Source organism: Bacteroides sp. AM54-2NS (assembly GCF_003602935.1).
Lineage (GTDB): Bacteria > Bacteroidota > Bacteroidia > Bacteroidales > Bacteroidaceae > Bacteroides > Bacteroides xylanisolvens.
Genome location: NZ_QTMZ01000038.1, coordinates 33,699 through 55,939 on the forward strand (window position 1 = coordinate 33,699; position 22,241 = coordinate 55,939).

The 22,241-nt window shown below is 39.2% G+C and carries 6 protein-coding genes and 4 pseudogenes; all 10 read left to right on the top strand.

Annotated elements, in window-relative coordinates; all coding sequences use genetic code 11:
- The first annotated feature begins 52 nt into the window (after nt 1-52).
- Entirely contained in the window at nt 53-1,423 is a 1,371-nt protein-coding gene (locus DXA05_RS19575) for a TrpB-like pyridoxal phosphate-dependent enzyme (protein ID WP_128859526.1), read from the top strand.
- A 208-nt stretch (nt 1,424-1,631) separates the two neighbouring features.
- A pseudogene (locus DXA05_RS19580) lies at nt 1,632-5,692 on the top strand (two-component regulator propeller domain-containing protein).
- A gap of 124 nt (nt 5,693-5,816) precedes the next feature.
- Nucleotides 5,817-6,938 carry an ATP-binding protein gene (locus tag DXA05_RS19585; RefSeq protein WP_004316595.1) on the top strand — a complete coding sequence of 374 codons (1,122 nt, stop codon included), beginning with the start codon at nt 5,817-5,819 and terminating at the stop codon, nt 6,936-6,938.
- A 601-nt stretch (nt 6,939-7,539) separates the two neighbouring features.
- A complete protein-coding gene (hepC, locus tag DXA05_RS19590; RefSeq protein ID WP_128859527.1) occupies nt 7,540-9,729 on the top strand; it encodes a heparin-sulfate lyase HepC in 2,190 nt (729 codons plus the stop codon).
- A 12-nt stretch (nt 9,730-9,741) separates the two neighbouring features.
- Nucleotides 9,742-12,013 (top strand): annotated as a pseudogene (locus tag DXA05_RS19595) (surface glycan-binding family protein).
- Nucleotides 12,013-15,186 (top strand): TonB-dependent receptor, encoded by a 3,174-nt coding sequence (locus tag DXA05_RS19600; RefSeq protein ID WP_008643033.1) that lies wholly within the window; start codon nt 12,013-12,015, stop codon nt 15,184-15,186. The pseudogene DXA05_RS19595 and the gene DXA05_RS19600 overlap by 1 nt, the downstream one beginning before the upstream one ends.
- A 16-nt stretch (nt 15,187-15,202) precedes the next feature.
- Complete coding sequence (locus DXA05_RS19605; protein ID WP_008643031.1) at nt 15,203-16,876, top strand: RagB/SusD family nutrient uptake outer membrane protein; 1,674 nt, start codon at nt 15,203-15,205, stop codon at nt 16,874-16,876.
- A 179-nt stretch (nt 16,877-17,055) separates the two neighbouring features.
- Nucleotides 17,056-18,359 (top strand): annotated as a pseudogene (locus DXA05_RS19610) (DUF4995 domain-containing protein).
- 59 nt (nt 18,360-18,418) lie between these two features.
- Nucleotides 18,419-20,419 carry a heparin-sulfate lyase HepC gene (gene hepC, locus DXA05_RS19615; RefSeq protein ID WP_087323742.1) on the top strand — a complete coding sequence of 667 codons (2,001 nt, stop codon included), beginning with the start codon at nt 18,419-18,421 and terminating at the stop codon, nt 20,417-20,419.
- Between the two features lie 101 nt (nt 20,420-20,520).
- A pseudogene (locus tag DXA05_RS19620) lies at nt 20,521-22,135 on the top strand (sulfatase).
- Nucleotides 22,136-22,241 lie beyond the last annotated feature (106 nt).

The window sequence follows — 22,241 nt, forward strand, 5'->3', positions numbered from 1 at the left end:
TATTAAAAATTTGACTACTTTTGGCAACAGAAAACTAAAAAACTACAATATTATGAGTAAAAAAAGAAAACGGTATATTCTACCGGAAGAAGAAATTCCACATTACTGGTACAACATTCAGGCTGATATGGTGAACAAGCCTATGCCTCCGTTGCACCCGGGAACCAAACAACCGCTGAAAGCAGAAGATTTATATCCGATTTTCGCAAAAGAACTGTGTCATCAGGAGCTGAATCAGACGGATGCATGGATAGAAATACCGGAAGAAGTGCGTGAAATGTACAAGTACTATCGTAGCACTCCGCTGGTTCGTGCTTATGGTTTGGAAAAAGCACTCGGCACTCCGGCTCATATCTATTTTAAGAACGAAAGCGTAAGCCCTATCGGTTCGCATAAGTTGAACTCTGCATTGGCACAAGCTTATTATTGTAAAGAAGAAGGAGTTACCAACATTACCACTGAAACCGGTGCCGGACAATGGGGAGCCGCTCTTTCTTACGCAGCCAAGGTTTTCGGCCTGGAAGCTGCCGTTTATCAGATAAAAATCAGTTATGAACAAAAACCATACCGCCGCAGCATCATGCAGACTTTCGGAGCACAGGTCACTCCTTCTCCATCTATGTCTACCCGTGCCGGTAAGGATATTCTGACGAAACACCCCACTTATCAAGGTTCATTGGGAACTGCTATTTCGGAAGCTATCGAACTGGCACAAATGACTCCCAACTGTAAATATACGCTCGGTTCCGTACTTAGCCACGTGACTCTCCACCAGACTATTATCGGACTGGAAGCTGAAAAACAAATGGAAATGGCAGGCGAATATCCGGATATCGTGATCGGTTGTTTCGGAGGTGGTTCCAACTTCGGAGGTATCTCTTTCCCGTTCATGCGCCACACCATACAGGAAGGGAAAAAGACTCGTTTCGTTGCTGCCGAACCTGCTTCTTGTCCGAAACTGACACGTGGTAAGTTCCAATATGACTTCGGTGATGAAGCCGGATATACTCCATTGCTGCCGATGTTCACTTTGGGACATAATTTTGCTCCTGCTCATATCCATGCCGGTGGGCTTCGTTATCACGGCGCAGGTGTAATCGTTTCACAGTTGCTCAAAGATAATCTGATGGAAGCGGTAGATATACAGCAACTGGAGTCTTTCGAAGCCGGTTGTCTGTTTGCGCAGTCCGAAGGTATTATTCCGGCTCCCGAATCCAGCCACGCTATTGCAGCGGCTATCCGCGAAGCTAACAAATGTAAGGAGACAGGAGAAGAGAAAGTGATTCTGTTCAATCTTTCGGGACATGGTCTGATCGATATGGCTTCTTATGACAAGTATTTGGCCGGTGATCTGGTGAATTATACATTGAATGACGAAGATATTCAGAAGAATTTAGACGAGATAGGAGATTTAGCTAAATAAATTACCTACCAGTTTCAAGTTTCACCACCGATTACACAGATTAACACAGATTTAATTGTAATTCGAAGATTGTCGATATAAAAATCCGTGCTAATCTGTATAATTGGTGGTATTTTTTCATTCCCTATATTTACTTTCTCTCTATTGAATACCTCCATATAAAAGATTTTGCTATCTTTGATGCCATTATTAATCTTATGAACTAATAATGAACAGCCTTAAAAAAACAACAATCTGTCTACTCTTTCTATGTATAGGGGTTACTTGCGTTTTTTCTGAAGTTCCGGAGCAAATTAACTTCTCTTATATTTCTATTAACGAAGGATTGTCACAAAGCACCGTATTCTCTATCGATCAGGACCAAAGAGGTAATATGTGGTTCGCTACCTATGATGGAGTAAACAAGTATGACGGGTATTCATTTACAGTTTATCAACATAATGAAGAGGATCCGAACAGTATTGCTAATGACATTTCACGAATCGTAAAGACTGACAGTCAGGGACGTGTCTGGATCGGTACGCGGGATGGTTTGTCATATTATGACGAAGAAAAAGACAAATTCAGAAATTTCTTCTACGAGAAAAAGGGCAAACGGCAACAAATCAATGGTATTGCAGAAATCTCACCGGAACAGTTGCTTATAAGCACACAGGAAGGACTGACCATGTTCGATATTAAAGAATCCAAGTTTGTAGACGATTCTTTTAGTACCGCTATGCACAAGCTTATAGCTTCAGCTCTTTACAGACAGGGGGATATTATCTATATCGGTACCCCGGTCGACGGGCTTTACAGCTATTCCATTCCTCAAAAGAAACTGGAAAAGATTACTCCGATAACGGAAACGAAACAGATTCAGGCCATTTTGCAGCAATCTCCTACCCGTATATGGGTAGCTACCGAAGGAGCCGGTCTGCTTCTGCTCAATCCGAAAACGAAAGAGGTCAAGGCTTATCATCATTCTTCTTCCAATCCTAAAAGTATCAGTTCCAATTATATCCGCTCTCTGGCACTGGATTCGCAAAATCGCTTATGGATAGGAACGTTCAATGATCTAAACATTTATCATGAAGGAAGCGATTCTTTCGTTTCCTACAGTAGCAGTCCGGTAGAAAACGGCAGTTTGTCACAACGTTCGGTTCGCAGTATCTTTATGGATTCGCAAGGAGGTATGTGGCTTGGAACCTATTTCGGGGGATTGAACTATTACCATCCTATCCGCAACAGATTCAAGAATATCCAGCGTATTCCCTATAAGAATTCTCTAAGCGATAACGTAGTCAGCTGCATTACGGAAGATAAGGATAAGAACTTATGGATAGGAACGAATGATGGTGGTTTGAATCTGTATAATACAAAGACACAACAGTTTACGCACTATATCTTACAGGAAGACGAACGGGAAATCGGTATTGGTTCCAACAATATCAAAGCCGTATATGTAGATGAACAAAAATCACTTGTATATATAGGGACACATGCCGGCGGACTGACTGTTCTCCATCGAAACAGTGGAAAAATGGAAAGTTTCAATCAGCTGAACAGCCAGTTGGTGAATGAGAATGTATATGCAATTCTTCCTGATAAAGGGGGAAATCTCTTATTGGGGACATTAAGTGCTCTGGTTAGTTTTACCCGGAAAAAAAGAGTTTTACCACCATTGATAAGGAAAAGGACGGTACTCCATTTACTTCACAACGAATCACAATCCTGTTCAGAGATTCCCATAAACGGCTTTGGGTCGGGGGTGAGGAAGGTATATCTGTCTTTCAGCAGGAAGGAATCGAGATAGAAAAGGTGCCTATTCTGCCGGAATCATCTGTAACAAAGACGTTTACCAATTGCATTTACGAGGCTGCCAACGGTATCATTTGGGTAGGTACGCGTGAAGGCTTCTACTGTTTTAATGAGAAAGAAAAGAAAATCAAACGATATACTACGGCTAACGGTTTGCCCAACAATGTGGTATATGGTATTCTGGAAGATACTTTCGGACGTCTTTGGGTAAGTACCAACCGTGGCATTTCCTGTTTCAATCCGGAAACAGAGAGGTTCCGTAATTTTACGGAATCCGACGGGTTACAGAGTAATCAGTTTAATACTTCTTCGTTCTGTCGCACTTCGAGCGGTCAGATGTATTTCGGAGGTATCAACGGGATCACTACTTTCCGCCCGGAACTATTGCTGGATAACCCTTATACGCCTCCGGTAGTTATCACTAAACTTCAACTGTTTAACAAGACAGTTCGCCCGGATGATGAAACCGGTATCCTGACTAAGAATATCAATGAGACAGAAAGTATCACCCTGAAATCATGGCAAACTGCTTTCACGATTGAATTTGTAGTATCCAATTATATTTCCGGACAACATAACACTTTCGCTTATAAACTGGAAGGATATGACAAAGAGTGGTATTATCTGACAGATAAACGTACTGTCTCCTACTCCAACCTACCACAAGGCACTTATCACTTTTTGGTAAAAGCTGCCAATAGTGACGGAAAATGGAATACTGTACCTACAATGTTGGAAATCATAGTTCTCCCTATCTGGTACAAGACCTGGTGGGCAATCATGATTTTCCTCGCCACTTTTATCGGGTTTATCACTTTCGTCTTCCGCTTCTTCTGGATGCGTAAGAGTATGGAAGCGGAACTGGAACTTGAACGCAGGGACAAGGAGCATCAAGAAGAAATCAACCAGATGAAGATGCGTTTCTTCATCAATATTTCGCACGAGCTTCGCACGCCATTAACTCTCATCTTAGCTCCTTTACAAGAAATAATCAATAAGATTAGTGATCGCTGGACTCGTAACCAACTGGAATATATCCAACGCAACGCCAATCGTCTGTTGCATCTTGTCAACCAGTTGATGGATTATCGCCGTGCCGAATTGGGAGTTTTCGAGCTGAAAGTAAAGAAAGAGAATGCGCATCAACTGATACAGGATAATTTCTTGTTCTACGATAAACTGGCACGCCACAAGAAGATTACTTATACTCTCCACTCCGAACTGGAAGAAAAAGAGGAACTTTTCGATCCGAATTATCTGGAACTGATCGTTAATAACCTGCTTTCAAATGCTTTCAAATATACAGAAAGCGGGCAAAGCATTACTGTTACGTTGAAAGAGGAAAACAATTGGCTGGTACTGCAAGTTAGTGATACCGGTATTGGTATTCCTATCAACAAGCAGGGGAAAATATTCGAACGTTTCTATCAGATAGAGAGTGAGCACGTAGGAAGTGGTATCGGGCTGTCACTGGTACAACGTTTGGTGGAACTGCATCACGGACGTATTGAGTTAGACAGTGAAGAAGGCAAAGGCAGTACTTTCTCTGTTTATCTGCCACAGGATATAAATATCTATAAATCTTCCGAATTAGCTTCTAATGACGCTAAAAATGAGGAGGACCAAGTTTATTCTACCAACTCGAAAGAGATGTATTTCATTGATACGGAAAAAGTAGAAAACGAAACGATCGAAACTGGTGACAAGAAACGTGGTACGATTCTTATCGTAGAAGACAATAATGAAATCCGCCATTATCTAAGTAGCGGACTTGCCGAACTTTTCAATACACTGGAAGCCGGAAATGGTGAAGAAGCCCTGGAAAAGCTGAAAGAGAATGAAGTGGACATTATTGTGACCGATGTCATGATGCCTGTGATGGATGGTATCAAGCTATGCAAGAATGTGAAGCAGAATATCCGTACCTGTCACATTCCTGTGATTATCCTGTCTGCCAAAAGCGAAACCAAAGATCAGATGGAAGGTCTGCAAATGGGAGCAGATGATTATATCCCGAAACCGTTCTCACTGGCTATCCTGACTACGAAGATACAGAATATGATGCGTACCCGCAGGCGTATGCTTGAACGGTATTCCAAATCTCTGGAAGTGGAACCGGAAAAGATTACGTTCAACGCCATGGATGAAGCTTTGTTGAAACGTGCCGTTGCCATCGTAGAAAAGAATATGGATAATATTGAATTCTCTACCGACGAGTTCGCCAGAGAAATGAATATGAGCCGTTCTAATCTGCACCTCAAATTGAAAGCTATCACAGGTGAATCGACTATCGACTTTATACGCAAGATTCGTTTCAATGAAGCGGCAAAACTACTGAAGGATGGCCGTTATACAATAGCAGAAGTCAGCACAATGGTAGGATTTAATACGCCGTCTTACTTTGCTACGAGTTTCAAAAAGTATTTCGGATGTTTGCCTACGGAGTATATTAAGAAAGCAAAGGGATAAACAACTAGAGAGGTAAATCCAAAAATATTATGATTTTTACGGAATCCAATCCATAAAAATCATAATATTTTTGGATTTGAAGAAAAAAAGCTTGAAATTTGTTCTTAAATAAAAGAGGTCAATTATGATAGCAAGAATATTAGAACAAACGATTCAAGAAAAATTAGGGCAAGGCAAGGCCATTATAATAATGGGACCTCGCCAAGTTGGGAAAACCACTTTGCTAAAACAGATGTTTACAGACAGCAACGATATTCTCTGGCTGAACGGAGATGAACAAGATACCCGTAGCCTATTCGAGAACATATCGGCAACCCGCCTGAAATATATATTCGGGCAAAAAAAAATAGTTATAATTGATGAAGCACAACGTATCGAAAATATAGGATTACGTCTGAAATTAATTACCGATCAGATAAGTGACATCCAATTAATTGCTACAGGAAGTTCCTCTTTTGACTTAGCTAACAAAGTTAATGAACCTCTTACCGGAAGAAAATGGGAATATAAAATGTACCCGCTTTCTTTCAAAGAAATGGTCAACCATCATGGGCTACTAGATGAGAAGCGTCTCATCCCCCATCGTCTGGTGTATGGTTATTATCCAGATGTCGTTACACATCCCGGTTCAGAAAGCGAAATACTAAAACAGCTTTCCGATAGCTACTTATATAAAGATATCCTGGACTGGGAGCATATCAAGAAGGCTGATAAGATTATGAAACTTCTTCAGGCATTGGCCTTTCAAATTGGCTCAGAAGTTTCTTATAATGAATTAGGGCAATTGTGTGATCTCGATCCCAAGACAGTGGAACGTTACGTGATATTACTCGAACAATCATATATAATCTTCCGGCTGAGTTCATTCAGCAGAAATCTAAGAAATGAGTTAAAAAGCAGCAGAAAAATATATTTCTATGATAATGGAATACGCAATGCTGTAATCGCTAATTTCTCGTTGGCGGAAACTCGTTCAGACATAGGAGCTTTATTCGAAAACTTCCTCGTTTCAGAACGTATCAAATACCTCCAATATAACCGTTTATGGCATAATACATGGTTTTGGCGCACAACAGCTATGCAGGAAATTGATTTAATAGAAGAAGGAGATGGTAAACTAATGACTTATGAATTTAAATGGAATCCTAAACGCTCCGCCAAATTCCCCAAAGCTTTTTCAGACAATTATCCTGAAGCAACTTTCACCGTGATTACTCCTGACAATATAGAAGAATTTCTATTGTAGGTACAAGGTGAAAGTTTGTACATAACAAACAACCCTAATGTATAAGACAGTACTTTTCTTTTTTCAGTAAGGTTTTGATCTAAATTCATAGTTACAAAGATTAATCTAGTGCAATAGTCTTTTTAATATTTCTTCTTGGAGCTATTATTTTCTTCGTTCCCTAATAAATTTGCGTTCCACTTAAGTGGAGCGATAGTTCAACTTAAGTGGTTCTATCGTTCTACTTAAGTGGAACGCAAACTAGAATGTAGAGCTAATTATTATTTATAGAAGATAGGAAACTAAACACAGTATTAAGACAGCTTATCTCTTATTGACAACTAGCGTTTAGTTCGTCTCCGTACCGTTTCCCTCCCGTATCAAAATGAATTAGTTCATTTCATAAAAGAATAGGATGAAAGTTACATTATGATGTATAAAAAGCTTAATATCAGCCTAAAAACCGTTTTTCTAAACATTATTAATATATGATTCAACAATATTAATATCAAAAATCATTTTTTGAACAAAGTGTGAACAAGACGGATTAGCATTTATAAATAAACAGACTACATTTGCAAACAGTAAAATATAACTTTTAATAATTAAAACCTAATAAAGTATGAAGAACATCTTCTTTATTTGTATGTTCGGTCTGCTAGCATTTGCCGGATGCTCAGACAACGAGGAGGAAATATTGACTGGAGGCAATATAGACATAGATATGCTTCCTCCTAATCAACCTAATGATGTGATCGATGAAAAACTATTTGCAGTTATCAATCTTGATTATCCAGGACTGGAAAAAGCTAAAGAATTTTATAATTCAGGGAAATACTACTATGCAGTAAATGAATTATTAGAGTATTACAGAAATCGGACAAGTGTCATCAACCCTAATATTCAACTGATGAACACACCAATTACGGCATCTGAACTAAATATAGCTGACCAAGCATTAGAAAACAGATTTTATGTTAGAGGATTTGCAGAGCGAGTTGAGGATGGAAAAGAGATCTATTATTCTTTTACCAAAGATAATAAAATAGACTGGTCGTTCATTCCCAGTAAAGTCACTGACCAAGAATTTAAATATCAGATTCATCGCCATCAATGGATGCTTCCACAAGCAAAAGCCTATCGCACAAGTCGTGATGAAAAATATGCAGAATCATGGATCAATGTTTACTCGGATTGGCTTAAAACTTTTCCTTATGAAGAAGGAACAACATTCCCCGAAGAAGGAGGAAAAGAGAATGATGTTGATTATCAATGGAAAGGTTTACAGGTAACTGAAAGAGTTATCTCACAGATAGATATCATGACTTATTTCATTCAATCTAAAAATTTCACACCAGAATGGCTCTCTGTTTTCTTGACAGCATTTGCCAAAGAAGTAGAATGTATTCGTCTGAATTATTATAAAGAAGGTAACATTCTGGTTACCCAAGCACAAGCTGTAGCAATGGCAGGCATACTTATGCCTGAGTTCAAGAATGCCAATGAATGGCTATCGGAAGGTTCTCAGAAACTAGGAGAACAAATAGATAAACAGTTCCTTGCAGATGGAGTACATTACGAATTTGATATTAGCTACCATGTTGGTGCCATCTCTGATTTTTATGAAACTTACAGAGTAGCTCAATTAAATAATAAAGCTGGCGGATTTCCGGCAGGATACCTTGAGAAGTTAAAATTACCAGCTCATTTTGTCATGGATATCACTTATCCTAATTACAGTGTAGAAAACTTTAATGATACCCGTTCCAATCGTTTAGGAAAAAGTGTACTCATTAAAAATTTCAAAAAGTATGCAGAAATGTTCCCGGATGATCAAGAAATACAATGGATGGCTTCAGAAAGGCAAAGTGGATCCACACCTACTTATTTACAAAAAGCTTATGCAAATGGAGGATATTATATTCTGCGTAATAAATGGGATGACCAATCTATGATGATGATCCTAAAAAACAACAATAATCCTAATAGTAAATATCACTGTCAACCAGATAACGGTACATTTAGTTTATATAAAAAAGGACGTAATTTCTTCCCTGACGCAGGGTCATACGCATACAGTGGGAGCGATAGAGAGACCTATCGCGGAACAGCCAGACATAACACGTTAACCATAATGAGTAAAACAATACCTGATGATAGTATGAAAGGGAAATTGCTTCAATTAACAACAAAGACGGATGAAGCAACATCCTACGATGTCTTGGTTACTGAAAATCCGACATATACTGTTTCAGGTGAAAAACATCTGAATTTGACTCATCGCCGTTCTGTATTTTTTGTTAATCAAAAGTTCTTTGTGATAGTAGATGAAGGATATGATACCACAGCAGACCATAACAGTAACATCAATGTGAATTTTCATTTATGTCCTATTGAAAACGCATCGAGCGATGTCGTAATAGACGAAGGACAAAAAGACAGCCATATTTACGGTGCACATACGGCTTTTAGCGACAATAACAATATCATGCTTAGAACCTTTGTTGAAACAGCCAACGATTATAGCGCATCCGTAAAAACGACTAATACTTCTAATGATATAGGACAAAAAACCGAACGTAAAGGTTATCAAGTTACCATACGTAAACCTAAAATAGTAAATGGTGCTGCAAGATTCATTAGCATAATTTATCCAATTAATGATGGCGCGGAAGCAGCAAACATCAACATGACAGCCACATTTACAGATATAGCAGATGATGAAGCCGCTGGAACATTCCATGCAAATGGAACATCAGTAAAAGTAATTATTGATAATAAAGAATATAATTTGTCATACACACTTAATTAATATATCTAAGAAATGAAACATGCATTATTAAAAACCAAATCAAGGCTTATAATGAGTCTGATGATAGTTATAATGGGTGTAGTTTATACATCTTGTGATGATACAGAAACTACTGATTCTACTAAATTCACAATATTCTACTCAGGTATGACTGATATAGGTCCTTCAATGAGTGGAAGAATTAGTAGCCCAACTTATAAAGGAAATACACCTTCTGATTTTGCTATAACCAAAGTAACTTTAAAAGGTGAAGCCTATTCCGGAGATTGTTTTACTATCGACCCAAATGATGGATTCATATCTATAAATAGCACCAAAGATATGCAAGTTGGCCTATATAAATTATCCATATCATGCATATCCGGAGGGAATTATTATGAATTTAAAGATATTGTAGAAATAAACTTCTTGAGGCCGTCCCCGATGGAATTTCAGTGGAACCCAACAAACTCCAAGTCAAATATAATGATATTATTGATGAAACAAGTGAAGTAGAACTACCAACAGCGCAAGTCAAGACAGATGGAGATCATGTAACCATTACCAACTATGAGATTGCCAAAAGTGACTATTCAAAATACTTCGACATCACTAAAAGTGGAAAAATAAGTATTATCAAAGGTAGCGCAGCACTTCTTCCCGGTATTTATAATATCTCATTAAAACTAACAACCGGAGCTTCTTCTGAAGATGAAGGAATATTTGAGAATGCACTAGAAATAAATGTCACGTCAGCACCTTTTGGTTTGGAGTACACTCCTAACGAAGATATGCTAGAAGCTGAAAACGACAAAAGTGGAAAGACCTCATTTCAGAGTAATGCGCCTGCACTTAAAGGTTCATTAGAAGGAATAGAATATTCTATAAAAATATCACCCCTACAACAGATAAAATTAAAATAGATCCAACTACCGGAGTTCTTTCCGTTGACAAAGACCACGGATTGCAAAGTGGGAATAACTATGTCATCTCAATACATGTTCAAAACAATTTTGGAGAAGAAGATTTCAATAATGCATTTACACTACAAGTCGTAGAATACATTGAGCCAATTTCAGGATTCGAATATGAAACAAGTATTGATAAATATCAATATTCAAAGTTCACCATTAGTCCTAAGGAAGGGTTGAAAGGAGATAATATCCAATTCAGCTTGATTAATGAACCGGATGCATTAAAGGGACAGATAGAATTTGACGCCCAAACTGGAACAATCTCTGTAGAAAAAGGGAATACTATTCCACAAGGAAATTATTCACTTACCGTGAGAGCTACTAACTCTAAAAACGCAGAAAATCCTGCAGATGCAACATTTACTCTGAATATCATTGAGAATCCTAATTACTTCACTGATATTCGTTATGGAAACAACATTGATGTACCAGAAGAAAATAATGCTAATCAATTTAGAATTACAGAAGATAATGAAGCTAATGCGGATGCTACATTAAAAGGCTTCACTTTCCCAAGTCCACAAACAGGGCTTAAAGGGGATGTATCGGTCGCATGGAGCATCAAGAACGGAAATAAATGCGACAACTTAACAATCGATAGCAATACAGGAAAAATCAGTTTCAATCAAGAAGCTACATGGCCCGCAGATAACAATGGAGTCAAAGCAAATACAATAGGTTTTTGTTATGTTACAGCAACAGCCGGAACAGATAAAGATAGCCAGATATCTCAAACAACTCTTGTATTTATTCATTATGACTTAAAAGCAAATAATGGAGTACATATCCATTATAATCCTTTTGTCTTCCAAGCTGATCCTAAAAATGGTGGTAATTCAACTGTTCCGTTGGTTACAGTTAACGGAACAACTACAACTTCTAATTTCGCATTAGATTATCGCCGTTCATTTAACTACTATCCCACAGAAGGCACTTTAGTAAAAGGAGCACCCGGAACTGCCGGTTCATTCTTAAATGAACTATGGACTACATATTATAAAGCTATGGATATAAAACTATCAACCGGGTCTAGAAATCCGATGTCATATTACGGCAGCGTATACGATATGAGCCATAGTAAGAAATTACCTAATCAATCGGATAGACTATCCGTAGCATTAGCCTATGTAGTTCCTAATGACCTGACTATACATATCAGTCCGAATATCTGGAAAAATAGTAATGGAGAATATGCTAATGGAATTATGGTTGGAGAAATGACTTTCCTTACAAATGTCACCGTTGATACAACAGAAACCGGAGAATCATTAAAAAATGGAAAGAAAATAGCACCTATCATTATATGGTTTGACAAAAAATTTATTAAATAATGAGCAAAACATCATTAACTATGTATAATACAATCACTAAATCAATAAAACTAAGAGGGTATATCACCCTCTTAGCACTGATTTTCACAATCAGCCTACAAGCCCAGAATATAACTGTAAAAGGTGTTGTTGTAGATGAAACAGACACTCCGCTTATCGGAGCAACAGTTATGGTAAAAGGTGCATCTACTGGAGCTATTACTGACTTCGACGGAAACTTTACGTTAACAACCTCAAAAGGTTCAATAATATCTTTCTCATATATTGGATATAAAACCCAAGAGATTAAATATACCGGACAATCTCCTATGAATGTTAAAATGGTACCAGATAATAAAACTTTAGACGAAGTTGTTGTTGTCGGATATGGTTCCATGAAGCGAGGTGATTTGACAGGTTCTGTTGCATCCGTCGCTTCCAAAGACATTGAAGGCTATAAAAGCAGTTCTGTTATGGGGGCTTTAGGAGGACAAATTGCCGGAGTACAAATTACCCAAACTGACGGTACACCGGGAGCTGGATTTAATATCAACATCCGTGGTGTAGGTACTTTAACAGGAGATGCTTCTCCACTTTATATCGTAGATGGTTTTCAAGTAGATAATATCGATTATTTATCGAACTCCGATATTGAATCTATAGAAGTTTTAAAAGATGCCTCCTCTGCCGCTATCTACGGTGCGCGCGCAGCCAATGGGGTGGTTATGGTTTCCACCAAGTCAGGTAAAGTAGGACGCCCTGTAATTAACTACAACGGCTCTGCAAGTTATCGTAAGATTTCAAAAATGTTAGATGTACTTTCTCCTTATGAATTCGTTAAATTGCAAGGAGAAATAAAAACCGAATATGCAAATTCCTACTATAAATCAGGAAATGATGATAATGGAATTCCTTATCTTTATCAATCAGCGGAAGATTATATCGGAATGAAAGGAGTAGACTGGCAAGAAGAGACTTTCAATCCGACATGGTCACAAGACCATAATCTATCCATCTCAGGCGGTAGTGATAATACCAAATATACAGCTTCATTTTCCCGTTATATTGAAAATGGTATTTTTAAGAATAGTGGATTTGATAAAACGACAGGTAAAATTCGCTTTAATCAAAAGATAACAAAAAACATCACTTTTGATACAACTGTTAATTACGCACAAACGAACCGTAAAGGTGTGGGAACTTCCGCAGACTCCGGACGTTTTAATATGTTAGCACAAATTCTAAGTGCACGTCCAACAGGTGGTCTGAAGCTGACAGATGAAGAATTATTAAATTCTGCTATTGACCCTGAAATGCTAGAGACTGGAGAAAGCCTTGCTCAAGTCAATCCTGTCATGCAAACCGAATCCGTTACTAATAATAAACGTGGAGAAATGTGGTCAGCCAATGCATCTGTAACCTGGCAAATTATTAAAGGATTAACATTTAAGACAGCTGGTACCTATAATACAACTGACAGCAGAACTGACATTTTTTACAAAACAGGTTCTAAAGAAGCATATCGTAATGGAGAAAAACCGTATGGCCGAACTCAAATGGGACGCGACGTACGTTGGACTAATTATAATAACCTCACATGGAAACAAAAGATTAAAAAACATACTTATGATGTGATGTTAGGCCATGAAGTTTCATTCAAAAGCAGCGAATATCTATTAGGAGAAGCGATGGATTTCCCATTTGATAATCTGGGCAATGACAATTTAGGCATCGGAGCTACTCCTAGTAAAGTGAGCTCCAGCTATAATGACAAGATGCTACTATCCTTCTTCGCCCGTGGTAACTATAATTATGACAATCGCTATTTATTAACAGCGACAATACGTGCAGATGGTTCTACTGTATTCTCCCAAAAGAATAAATGGGGATACTTTCCCTCTTTCTCAGCTGCTTGGCGTGTTTCTGAAGAAGCATTCATGAAAGATATAAAATGGTTGTCAAACTTTAAAGTTCGCTTCGGTTGGGGTACTGTCGGTAATGACCGTATTTCAAACTATTTATCATTAGATTTATATGAAGCCAGTAAATATGGAGTAGGTAATAATACAGTAACGGTATTGACACCGAAACAACTCAAAAACGCTAACCTGAAATGGGAAGGTTCCAATACCGTGAACTTAGGTGTAGATCTTGGGTTCTTTGATAGTCGCCTAAATATTACAGCAGACTTCTTTATCAAAAACACAAAAGACCTTTTGCTAGCTCAATCACTTGCACACATTACAGGTTTTAACTCACAAATGCAGAACATTGGTAAGATCCAAAATAAAGGATTTGAATTAAATGTGAACAGCATTAACATACAAACAAGAGATTTTACTTGGAATACGAACTTTAATATATCATTTATCAAAAATACATTAAAGTCACTTGCTTCCGGTGTAGATGCGATGTATGCACGTTCCGGATTCGACAGCAACTTCACCGCATATGATTACATAGCCAAAGTCGGTGAATCTTTAGGATTGATCTATGGATATGAGTTTGATGGGATCTACCAAAGTTCTGATTTTTACACAAAACCAGGCGATCCTACATTGTATTTAAAAGACGGAGTCGTTAATGACCCGCGCTATAGTACAAAAGAGCCTTTAAGACCGGGTGTAGTAAAATATAAAGATCAAGACGGAGATGGTAAAATTACAACCAAAGACCGTACTGTCATCGGTTCTGCAATCCCCAAATGGTATGGAGGTATCACCAATACACTAAATTATAAAGGGATTGACTTCAGTTTCATGCTACAATTCAATTACGGCAATGACGTTTATAATGCAACCCGTCTATATTCAACTCAATCAAGAAGCGGACGTAGAAATATGCTGGCTGAAGTAGCGGATCGCTGGAGTCCGACCAATGCATCCAATAAAGTACCTTTATATAATGGATACATTACCAATGATGTCTATTCACGTTTTGTAGAAGACGGTTCATTCCTTCGTTTGAAAAATATAACATTAGGTTATACTTTACCTAAAAAATGGACAAGTAAATTCTATGTATCCAGACTTCGTGTTTATGCTACAGGACAAAACTTATTCTGTGTTACAGGATATAGTGGTTATGATCCGGAAGTAAGTACAGCAGGGAGCAATCCGATGACTCCTGGACTAGATTGGGGTGCATATCCAAAGAGTAAAGTATTTACTTTTGGGCTTGATATTCAATTTTAATAATAAATTAAGTACAATGAAAAAGATTCTATACTATATAGCAATATCAGTAATATGTGCATTACCTTTTAATTCTTGCACATTAGACGAAGAAACCAGCACCGATGTAGAAAAGAAAAACTTTATGCGAGATGCTAAAGAGGCAGAGATTGTATTACAAGGTGTTTATCGTTCAACCATAGAAGATGGACAATATGGCTATCATTTATCTATATTGTTTAATTTAGGAACAGATATGGAGCAGGCAGAAGGAAATAGTACGGAGAACTATCGTATCATACCAGCCAATGCATTTCCTACCACTCAATCGGAAGTACAAACCACTTGGTCATCTTTGTATGCCGGTGTCTATAATGCGAATGATTTTCTAGAAAGAATCTCAAGCAAAATAAATACATACTCAGATACCGACCGTCAATTGGCCACTTTATATATAGCTGAAGCAAGAGCTTTAAGAGCTATGTTTTACTTTGAATTAGTGCGCAGATATGGTAATATTGCTCTTATGACCAATACAGAAATGTCGAAACAAGATCCAAGAACATTTGTTCAAGTAAAACCGGAAAAAGTGTATGAATTCATCGAAGATGACCTGCTTTACGCTAGTAGAATACTGCCCTATGCACAAGATGACCAATACCGCATCGATAACAGCTATCGTTTTTCCAGGGGGGCTGCTCTAGGCTTATTATCAAAAGTTTACGCCACATGGGCAGGATATCCTGTATATGATGAGTCAAAATGGGAAGAAGCCGCTAAAACCGCGCGTACTTTAATAGAATCCGGCAAACATGCTCTTCTATCTGATTACGAACAATTATGGAAAAACACTTGTAACGGGGTTTGGGACCCAACAGAAAGCTTGATCGAAATATCATTTTACTCCCCTACCGTTTCAGGAAACAGTGACCCTGTAGGCCGTATTGGAAAATGGAATGGAGTTAAAACCACATCAATCGCAGGACAGCGTGGAAGTTGCGCAGGAAATGTGAAAGTGGTGCATACTTTCGTAACAGAATGGCGTGAACATCCTCAAGACTTACGCTGCGATCTTTCCGTTGCCAATTATAAATACGATGATGATAAAGTACTTTGGACAAAAGGAAAAAATGATACCGATTATTCTGCTAAAGAAAAAGACAAAGACCCCACTAAAGGACAAAAAGAAAAACAGAATTATACACCTGCTAAATGGGACATTGAAAAATATGTAACCACCAGTAAATTAATCAATAACGATAAATCAAATGTTAATTGGTATTTCCTACGTTATGCAGATGTACTTTTACTTTACGCAGAGGCTTTGAATGAATGGAAACATGGACCTACTGATGAAGCTTATGAAGCGATCAATATGGTGCGCCGTCGTGGATTTGGTAATCCTAGTAAGACGAGTATTTGTGATTTAAAAGATTTAAATGAAGAAGATTTTCGTAAAGCAGTCTATCAAGAAAGAGCTTATGAGCTGGCTTTTGAAGGACACCGCCGCATGGATTTAATCCGCTGGGGAATATATTATGAAACTATTCAAAAAACATACAATGATTTGCTTAACTGGTGGACTGCGGAAACTGAATTTAATTATGTTGTTTACAGACATACTGTAAAAGGTAAGCATGAACTATTTCCCATTCCACAAAGAGACATGGACTTGATGATTAAATTTAATCAAAATCCAAATTGGGAATAGTCCTCATTCTCTCCAATATGCCTTAATTAGGCATATTGGAGAAAATTAAAACCTTTTTCAACAAAATCAAAACTTGAAAAGCAGAGTTCAAACTCCTTTTGGACAATCCTGCAACACAAAGTTAAGCCTTTCCACTACTTTTGTATCAGTTACAAAACTTCTAAAAACAATCACTTAAAATGAATAACATGAAAATGAAACTTGTTCTCTTTGCTTCGGTTAGTATTGCACTCGCGTCGTGCCAGACAACCCCAAAGGAAGACTACAGTTGGATAAAAAAAGGACTGGATGTAGCTTCTGCCCAATTACAACTTTCTGCTGAAGAGGTTAGTGGTACGGGAATGTTGCCACGCTCCATCCGTACCGGTTATGGCATGGATTTCCTTTGCCGTCAGTTGGAAAGAGATTCATCAACATTCAAAGATTCACTACGCGCACAACCCACTGCTGACCAGCTAGGCAAACGTCGCCTCTGCAACGTTTATGACTGGACGAGTGGTTTCTTCCCCGGCTCATTGTGGTACGCATACGAACTGACAGGAAACGATACACTGAAAACTCAAGCCATCCAATATACAAATCTGCTGAATCCGGTACGCTATTATAAAGGTACGCATGATTTGGGATTCATGGTCAACTGCAGCTATGGCAACGCAGAACGTCTTTCACCCAACGACACCATTGCCGCTGTGATGAGAGAAACTGCCGATAACCTCTGCGGCCGTTTCAACGATTCTATCGGCGCTATCCGTTCATGGGATTTCGGAACATGGAACTTCCCGGTTATTATCGACAATATGATGAACCTCGATCTTCTGTTTAATGTAGCAAAAGCGACAGGTGACAATAAATACAAAGACATTGCTATCAAGCATGCTATGACTACCATGAACAATCACTTCCGCCCGGATTATACTTGCTGGCATGTAGTAGCTACAACAACGACGGAACTGTTGAACGCAAGCAAACTCACCAAGGCAAGAATGACGATTCTTCATGGGCACGTGGTCAAGCATGGGCTGTATATGGCTACACAGCTTGCTACCGTGAAACAAACGACAGTACTTTCCTGAACTTCGCTATCAAAGTAGCTGATATGATTATGGATCGCGTTAAAACAGACGATGCTATCCCCTACTGGGATTATGATGCACCTGTGACTGAAGAAACTCCACGTGACGCTTCTGCCGCTTCTGTTACCGCTTCAGCATTGATCGAACTAAGCACAATGGTTCCCGACGGACAAAAATATCTGGATTATGCGGAAAAGATTCTGAAGAGTTTGTCAAGCGACGCATATCTTGCAAAAGTGGGTGACAATCAAGGTTTCATTCTGATGCACTCTGTCGGCTCACTGCCCAACGGTTCTGAAATCGACACTCCACTGAACTATGCTGACTATTACTATCTGGAAGCATTGAAGAGATTCATGGAATTGAAGAAGTTGAGGGTTGAGCATGGAGAGTTGAGAATGATCCAATAATACAAAAGCAAGAGTGTTCTCAATCGTAAATAGTAAATCGTAAAATCGTAAATTATATCATGAATAAAACTTTAAAGTATATCGTTCTGCTGGCAATCGCTTGTTTTGTAGGCAAAGCTAGTGCCCAAGAACTGAAAAGCGAAGTCTTTTCAATTCTTAACCTGGACTATCCGGGATTGGAAAAAGTGAAAGCTTTGCATCAGGAAGGTAAAGATGAGGATGCTGCCAAAGCATTATTAGACTATTACCGTGCACGTACCAATGTAAAAACTCCGGATATCAATCTGAACAAAGTGACTATCAGCAAAGAAGAACAGCAGTGGGCAGATGACGGATTGAAACATACATTCTTCGTACATAAAGGTTATCAGCCTTCTTACAACTACGGAGAAGACATCAACTGGCAATACTGGCCGGTGAAAGACAATGAACTCCGTTGGCAATTGCACCGCCACAAATGGTTCACTCCGATGGGAAAGGCTTATCGCATATCCGGTGACGAGAAATATGCTAAAGAATGGGCACATCAGTATATCGACTGGATTAAAAAGAATCCGTTGGTAAAGATGGACAAAAAAGAATATGAGCTGTTAAGTGATGGAAAAATCAAAGGTGAAATAGAAAACGTACGTTTCGCATGGCGCCCGCTGGAAGTTAGTAATCGTCTGCAAGACCAGACTTCACAGTTCCAGTTATTCCTCCCTTCTCCTTCTTTCACTCCGGACTTCCTGACAGAATTCCTGGTAAACTATCACAAACATGCTATACATATCCTTGCTAATTATTCCGATCAAGGTAACCACTTGCTGTTTGAAGCTCAACGTATGATCTACGCCGGTGCTTTCTTCCCTGAATTCAAAGATGCTCCGGCATGGAGAAAAAGCGGTATCGATATTCTGAACCGTGAAATTCATGTACAGGTATACGAAGACGGCGGACAGTTCGAACTCGACCCACATTATCATCTGGCAGCTATTAACATTTTCTGTAAAGCTTTAGGTATCGCAGATGCCAACGGATTCCGTAAGGAATTCCCTCAAGATTATTTGGATACCATTGAAAGCATGATTATGTTCTACGCAAACATTTCTTTCCCTGATTATACCAATCCATGTTTCAGCGATGCTAAGTTGACAACAAAGAAAGAAATGGTGAAAAACTACAAAGCATGGAGTAAACTATTCCCCAAAAACCAGGCTATCAAATACTTCGCAACTGAAGGTAAAGAAGGTGCATTGCCGGATTATATGTCTAAAGGATTCTTGAAATCAGGTTTCTTTGTATTCCGTAACTCATGGGGAATGGATGCTACGCAAATGGTAGTAAAAGCTGGTCCGAAAGCATTCTGGCATTGTCAGCCGGATAACGGAACGTTTGAACTTTGGTTTAACGGCAAGAATTTGTTCCCGGATTCTGGTTCGTATGTCTATGCCGGTGAAGGCGAAGTGATGGAACAACGCAACTGGCACCGTCAGACTTGTGTTCACAACACAGTAACGCTGAACAACAAGAACTTGGATACGACAGAATCTGTGACTAAATTGTGGCAACCGGAAGGTGCTATCCAAACTTTAGTGACCGAAAATCCTAGTTACAAGAACCTGAAACACCGTCGTTCCGTTTTCTTCGTTGACAACACTTACTTTGTCATTGTAGACGAAATGATCGGTAGCGCCAAAGGTTCCATCAATCTTCACTATCAAATGCCAAAAGGAGAAATTGCCAACAGCCGCGAAGACATGACGTTCCTGACACAATTTGAAGACGGCAGCAACATGAAACTGCAATGTTTCGGTCCCGACGGTATGTCGATGAAGAAAGAACCGGGTTGGTGCTCAACTGCTTATCGCAAACGTTACAAACGTATGAATGTATCTTTCAACGTGAAGAAAGACGGCGAAGAAGCTGTACGTTACATCACAGTTATCTACCCAGTTAAGAAAAGCGCAGATGCCCCTAAATTTGCAGCTAAGTTCAAGAACAAAGCGTTCGATGAAAACGGACTGGAAGTAGAAGTGAAAGTAAACGGAAAGAAACAGTCATTAAAATACAAACTATAATAAAGCTGACTAAAAAGTCGGTCGCATCTCAATTTCTCCTCCTTCCGGAAGGAAGGGAATTGGAGATGCAACCGGCTTTTTAGTCACTCCCCTTCATCATTATGGAAAACTATTACACCCCCTCTGCCCTACTCCTCCCACTAGCTGCACTAAGTCTCGCTTCCTGCGGCAATCAAAAGAAAGAAGAGACCAGACAACCGAACATCATCTTCATGATGACGGATGACCATACCACTCAAGCAATGTCCTGCTACGGAGGAAATTTGATTCAGACTCCTAACATGGACCGGATTGCCAACGAAGGTATCCGTTTTGACAACTGCTACGCTGTCAACGCTCTTTCAGGACCTTCACGTGCGTGCATCCTCACCGGTAAGTTCAGCCACGAGAATGGTTTTACCGATAACGCCAGTACGTTCAACGGAGATCAGCAGACATTCCCCAAACTGCTTCAACAAGCCGGATATCAGACTGCAATAATTGGTAAATGGCATCTTATCAGTGAACCGCAAGGATTCGATCATTGGAGCATCCTTAGCGGCCAACACGAACAAGGTGACTATTACGATCCTGATTTTTGGGAAAACGGGAAGCATATTGTAGAAAAAGGATACGCCACGGATATTATTACTGATAAAGCCATTGAATTCCTCGAGGTCGCGACAAGAACAAGCCTTTCTGCATGATGTATCATCAGAAAGCTCCGCACCGCAACTGGATGCCTGCTCCCCGTCATCTGGTATATTCAACAATACTACTTTCCCGGAACCGGCTAATCTGTTCGACGACTATGAAGGCCGCGGAAGAGCAGCCCGTGAACAGGATATGTCTATCGAACATACACTGACAAACGACTGGGACCTCAAATTGCTGACTCGTGAAGAAATGCTGAAAGATACCACCAACCGTCTTTACAGTGTATACAAACGTATGCCTGTTGAAGTTCAGGATAAATGGGACTCTGTATATGCCGGACGCATTGCCGAATACCGCAAAGGTGACCTGAAAGGCAAATCATTAATCAGCTGGAAATATCAGCAATATATGCGTGATTATCTGGCGACAGTTCTGGCAGTAGACGAAAATATCGGCCGCCTGCTGAATTATCTCGAAAAAATTGGTGAACTGGACAACACAATCATTGTCTACACCTCCGACCAAGGTTTCTTCCTTGGCGAACATGGCTGGTTTGACAAACGCTTCATGTATGAAGAATGTCAACGCATGCCGCTTATTATCCGTTATCCGAAAGCAATTAAAGCAGGAAGTACCAGTAATGCCATCAGCATGAATGTGGACTTTGCTCCTACTTTCCTCGACTTTGCCGGAATAGAGATTCCATCAGATATTCAAGGGGCCTCCCTGAAACCCGTATTGGTGAATGAAGGCAAAACTCCTGCCGATTGGCGCAAAGCTGCTTATTATCATTACTACGAATACCCTGCTGAACATTCTGTGAAGCGTCATTATGGTATACGCACGCAAGACTTCAAATTGATTCATTTCTACAACGACATCGATGAATGGGAAATGTATGACATAAAAGCTGACCCAAGAGAAATGAACAATGTCTTCGGCAAACCGGAATATGCTGAAAAGCAAAAAGAGCTGATGCAACTGCTTCAGGAAACTCAAAAACAGTATAAAGATACAGACCCGGATGAAAAGGAAAAGGTTCTTTTCAAAGGTGACAGAAGACTGATGAAAAATCGCTAAATGATAATTTTGCGGAGTGCCCTGAAAGGGCTTAATTATATAGCGTAGGGCAACGCCCTACGTAAAAACGACAATCTGAATTTGCGCCCTGAAAGGGCATAATTGT

What these genes read in the sequence shown, in the direction of transcription:
- hepC (WP_087323742.1), top strand. Translation starts at nt 18,419, where the DNA reads ATGAATAAAACTTTAAAGTATATCGTTCTGCTGGCAATCGCTTGTTTT.
- DXA05_RS19585 (WP_004316595.1), top strand. Translation starts at nt 5,817, where the DNA reads ATGATAGCAAGAATATTAGAACAAACGATTCAAGAAAAATTAGGGCAA.
- DXA05_RS19575 (WP_128859526.1), top strand. Translation starts at nt 53, where the DNA reads ATGAGTAAAAAAAGAAAACGGTATATTCTACCGGAAGAAGAAATTCCA.
- hepC (WP_128859527.1), top strand. Translation starts at nt 7,540, where the DNA reads ATGAAGAACATCTTCTTTATTTGTATGTTCGGTCTGCTAGCATTTGCC.
- DXA05_RS19605 (WP_008643031.1), top strand. Translation starts at nt 15,203, where the DNA reads ATGAAAAAGATTCTATACTATATAGCAATATCAGTAATATGTGCATTA.
- DXA05_RS19600 (WP_008643033.1), top strand. Translation starts at nt 12,013, where the DNA reads ATGAGCAAAACATCATTAACTATGTATAATACAATCACTAAATCAATA.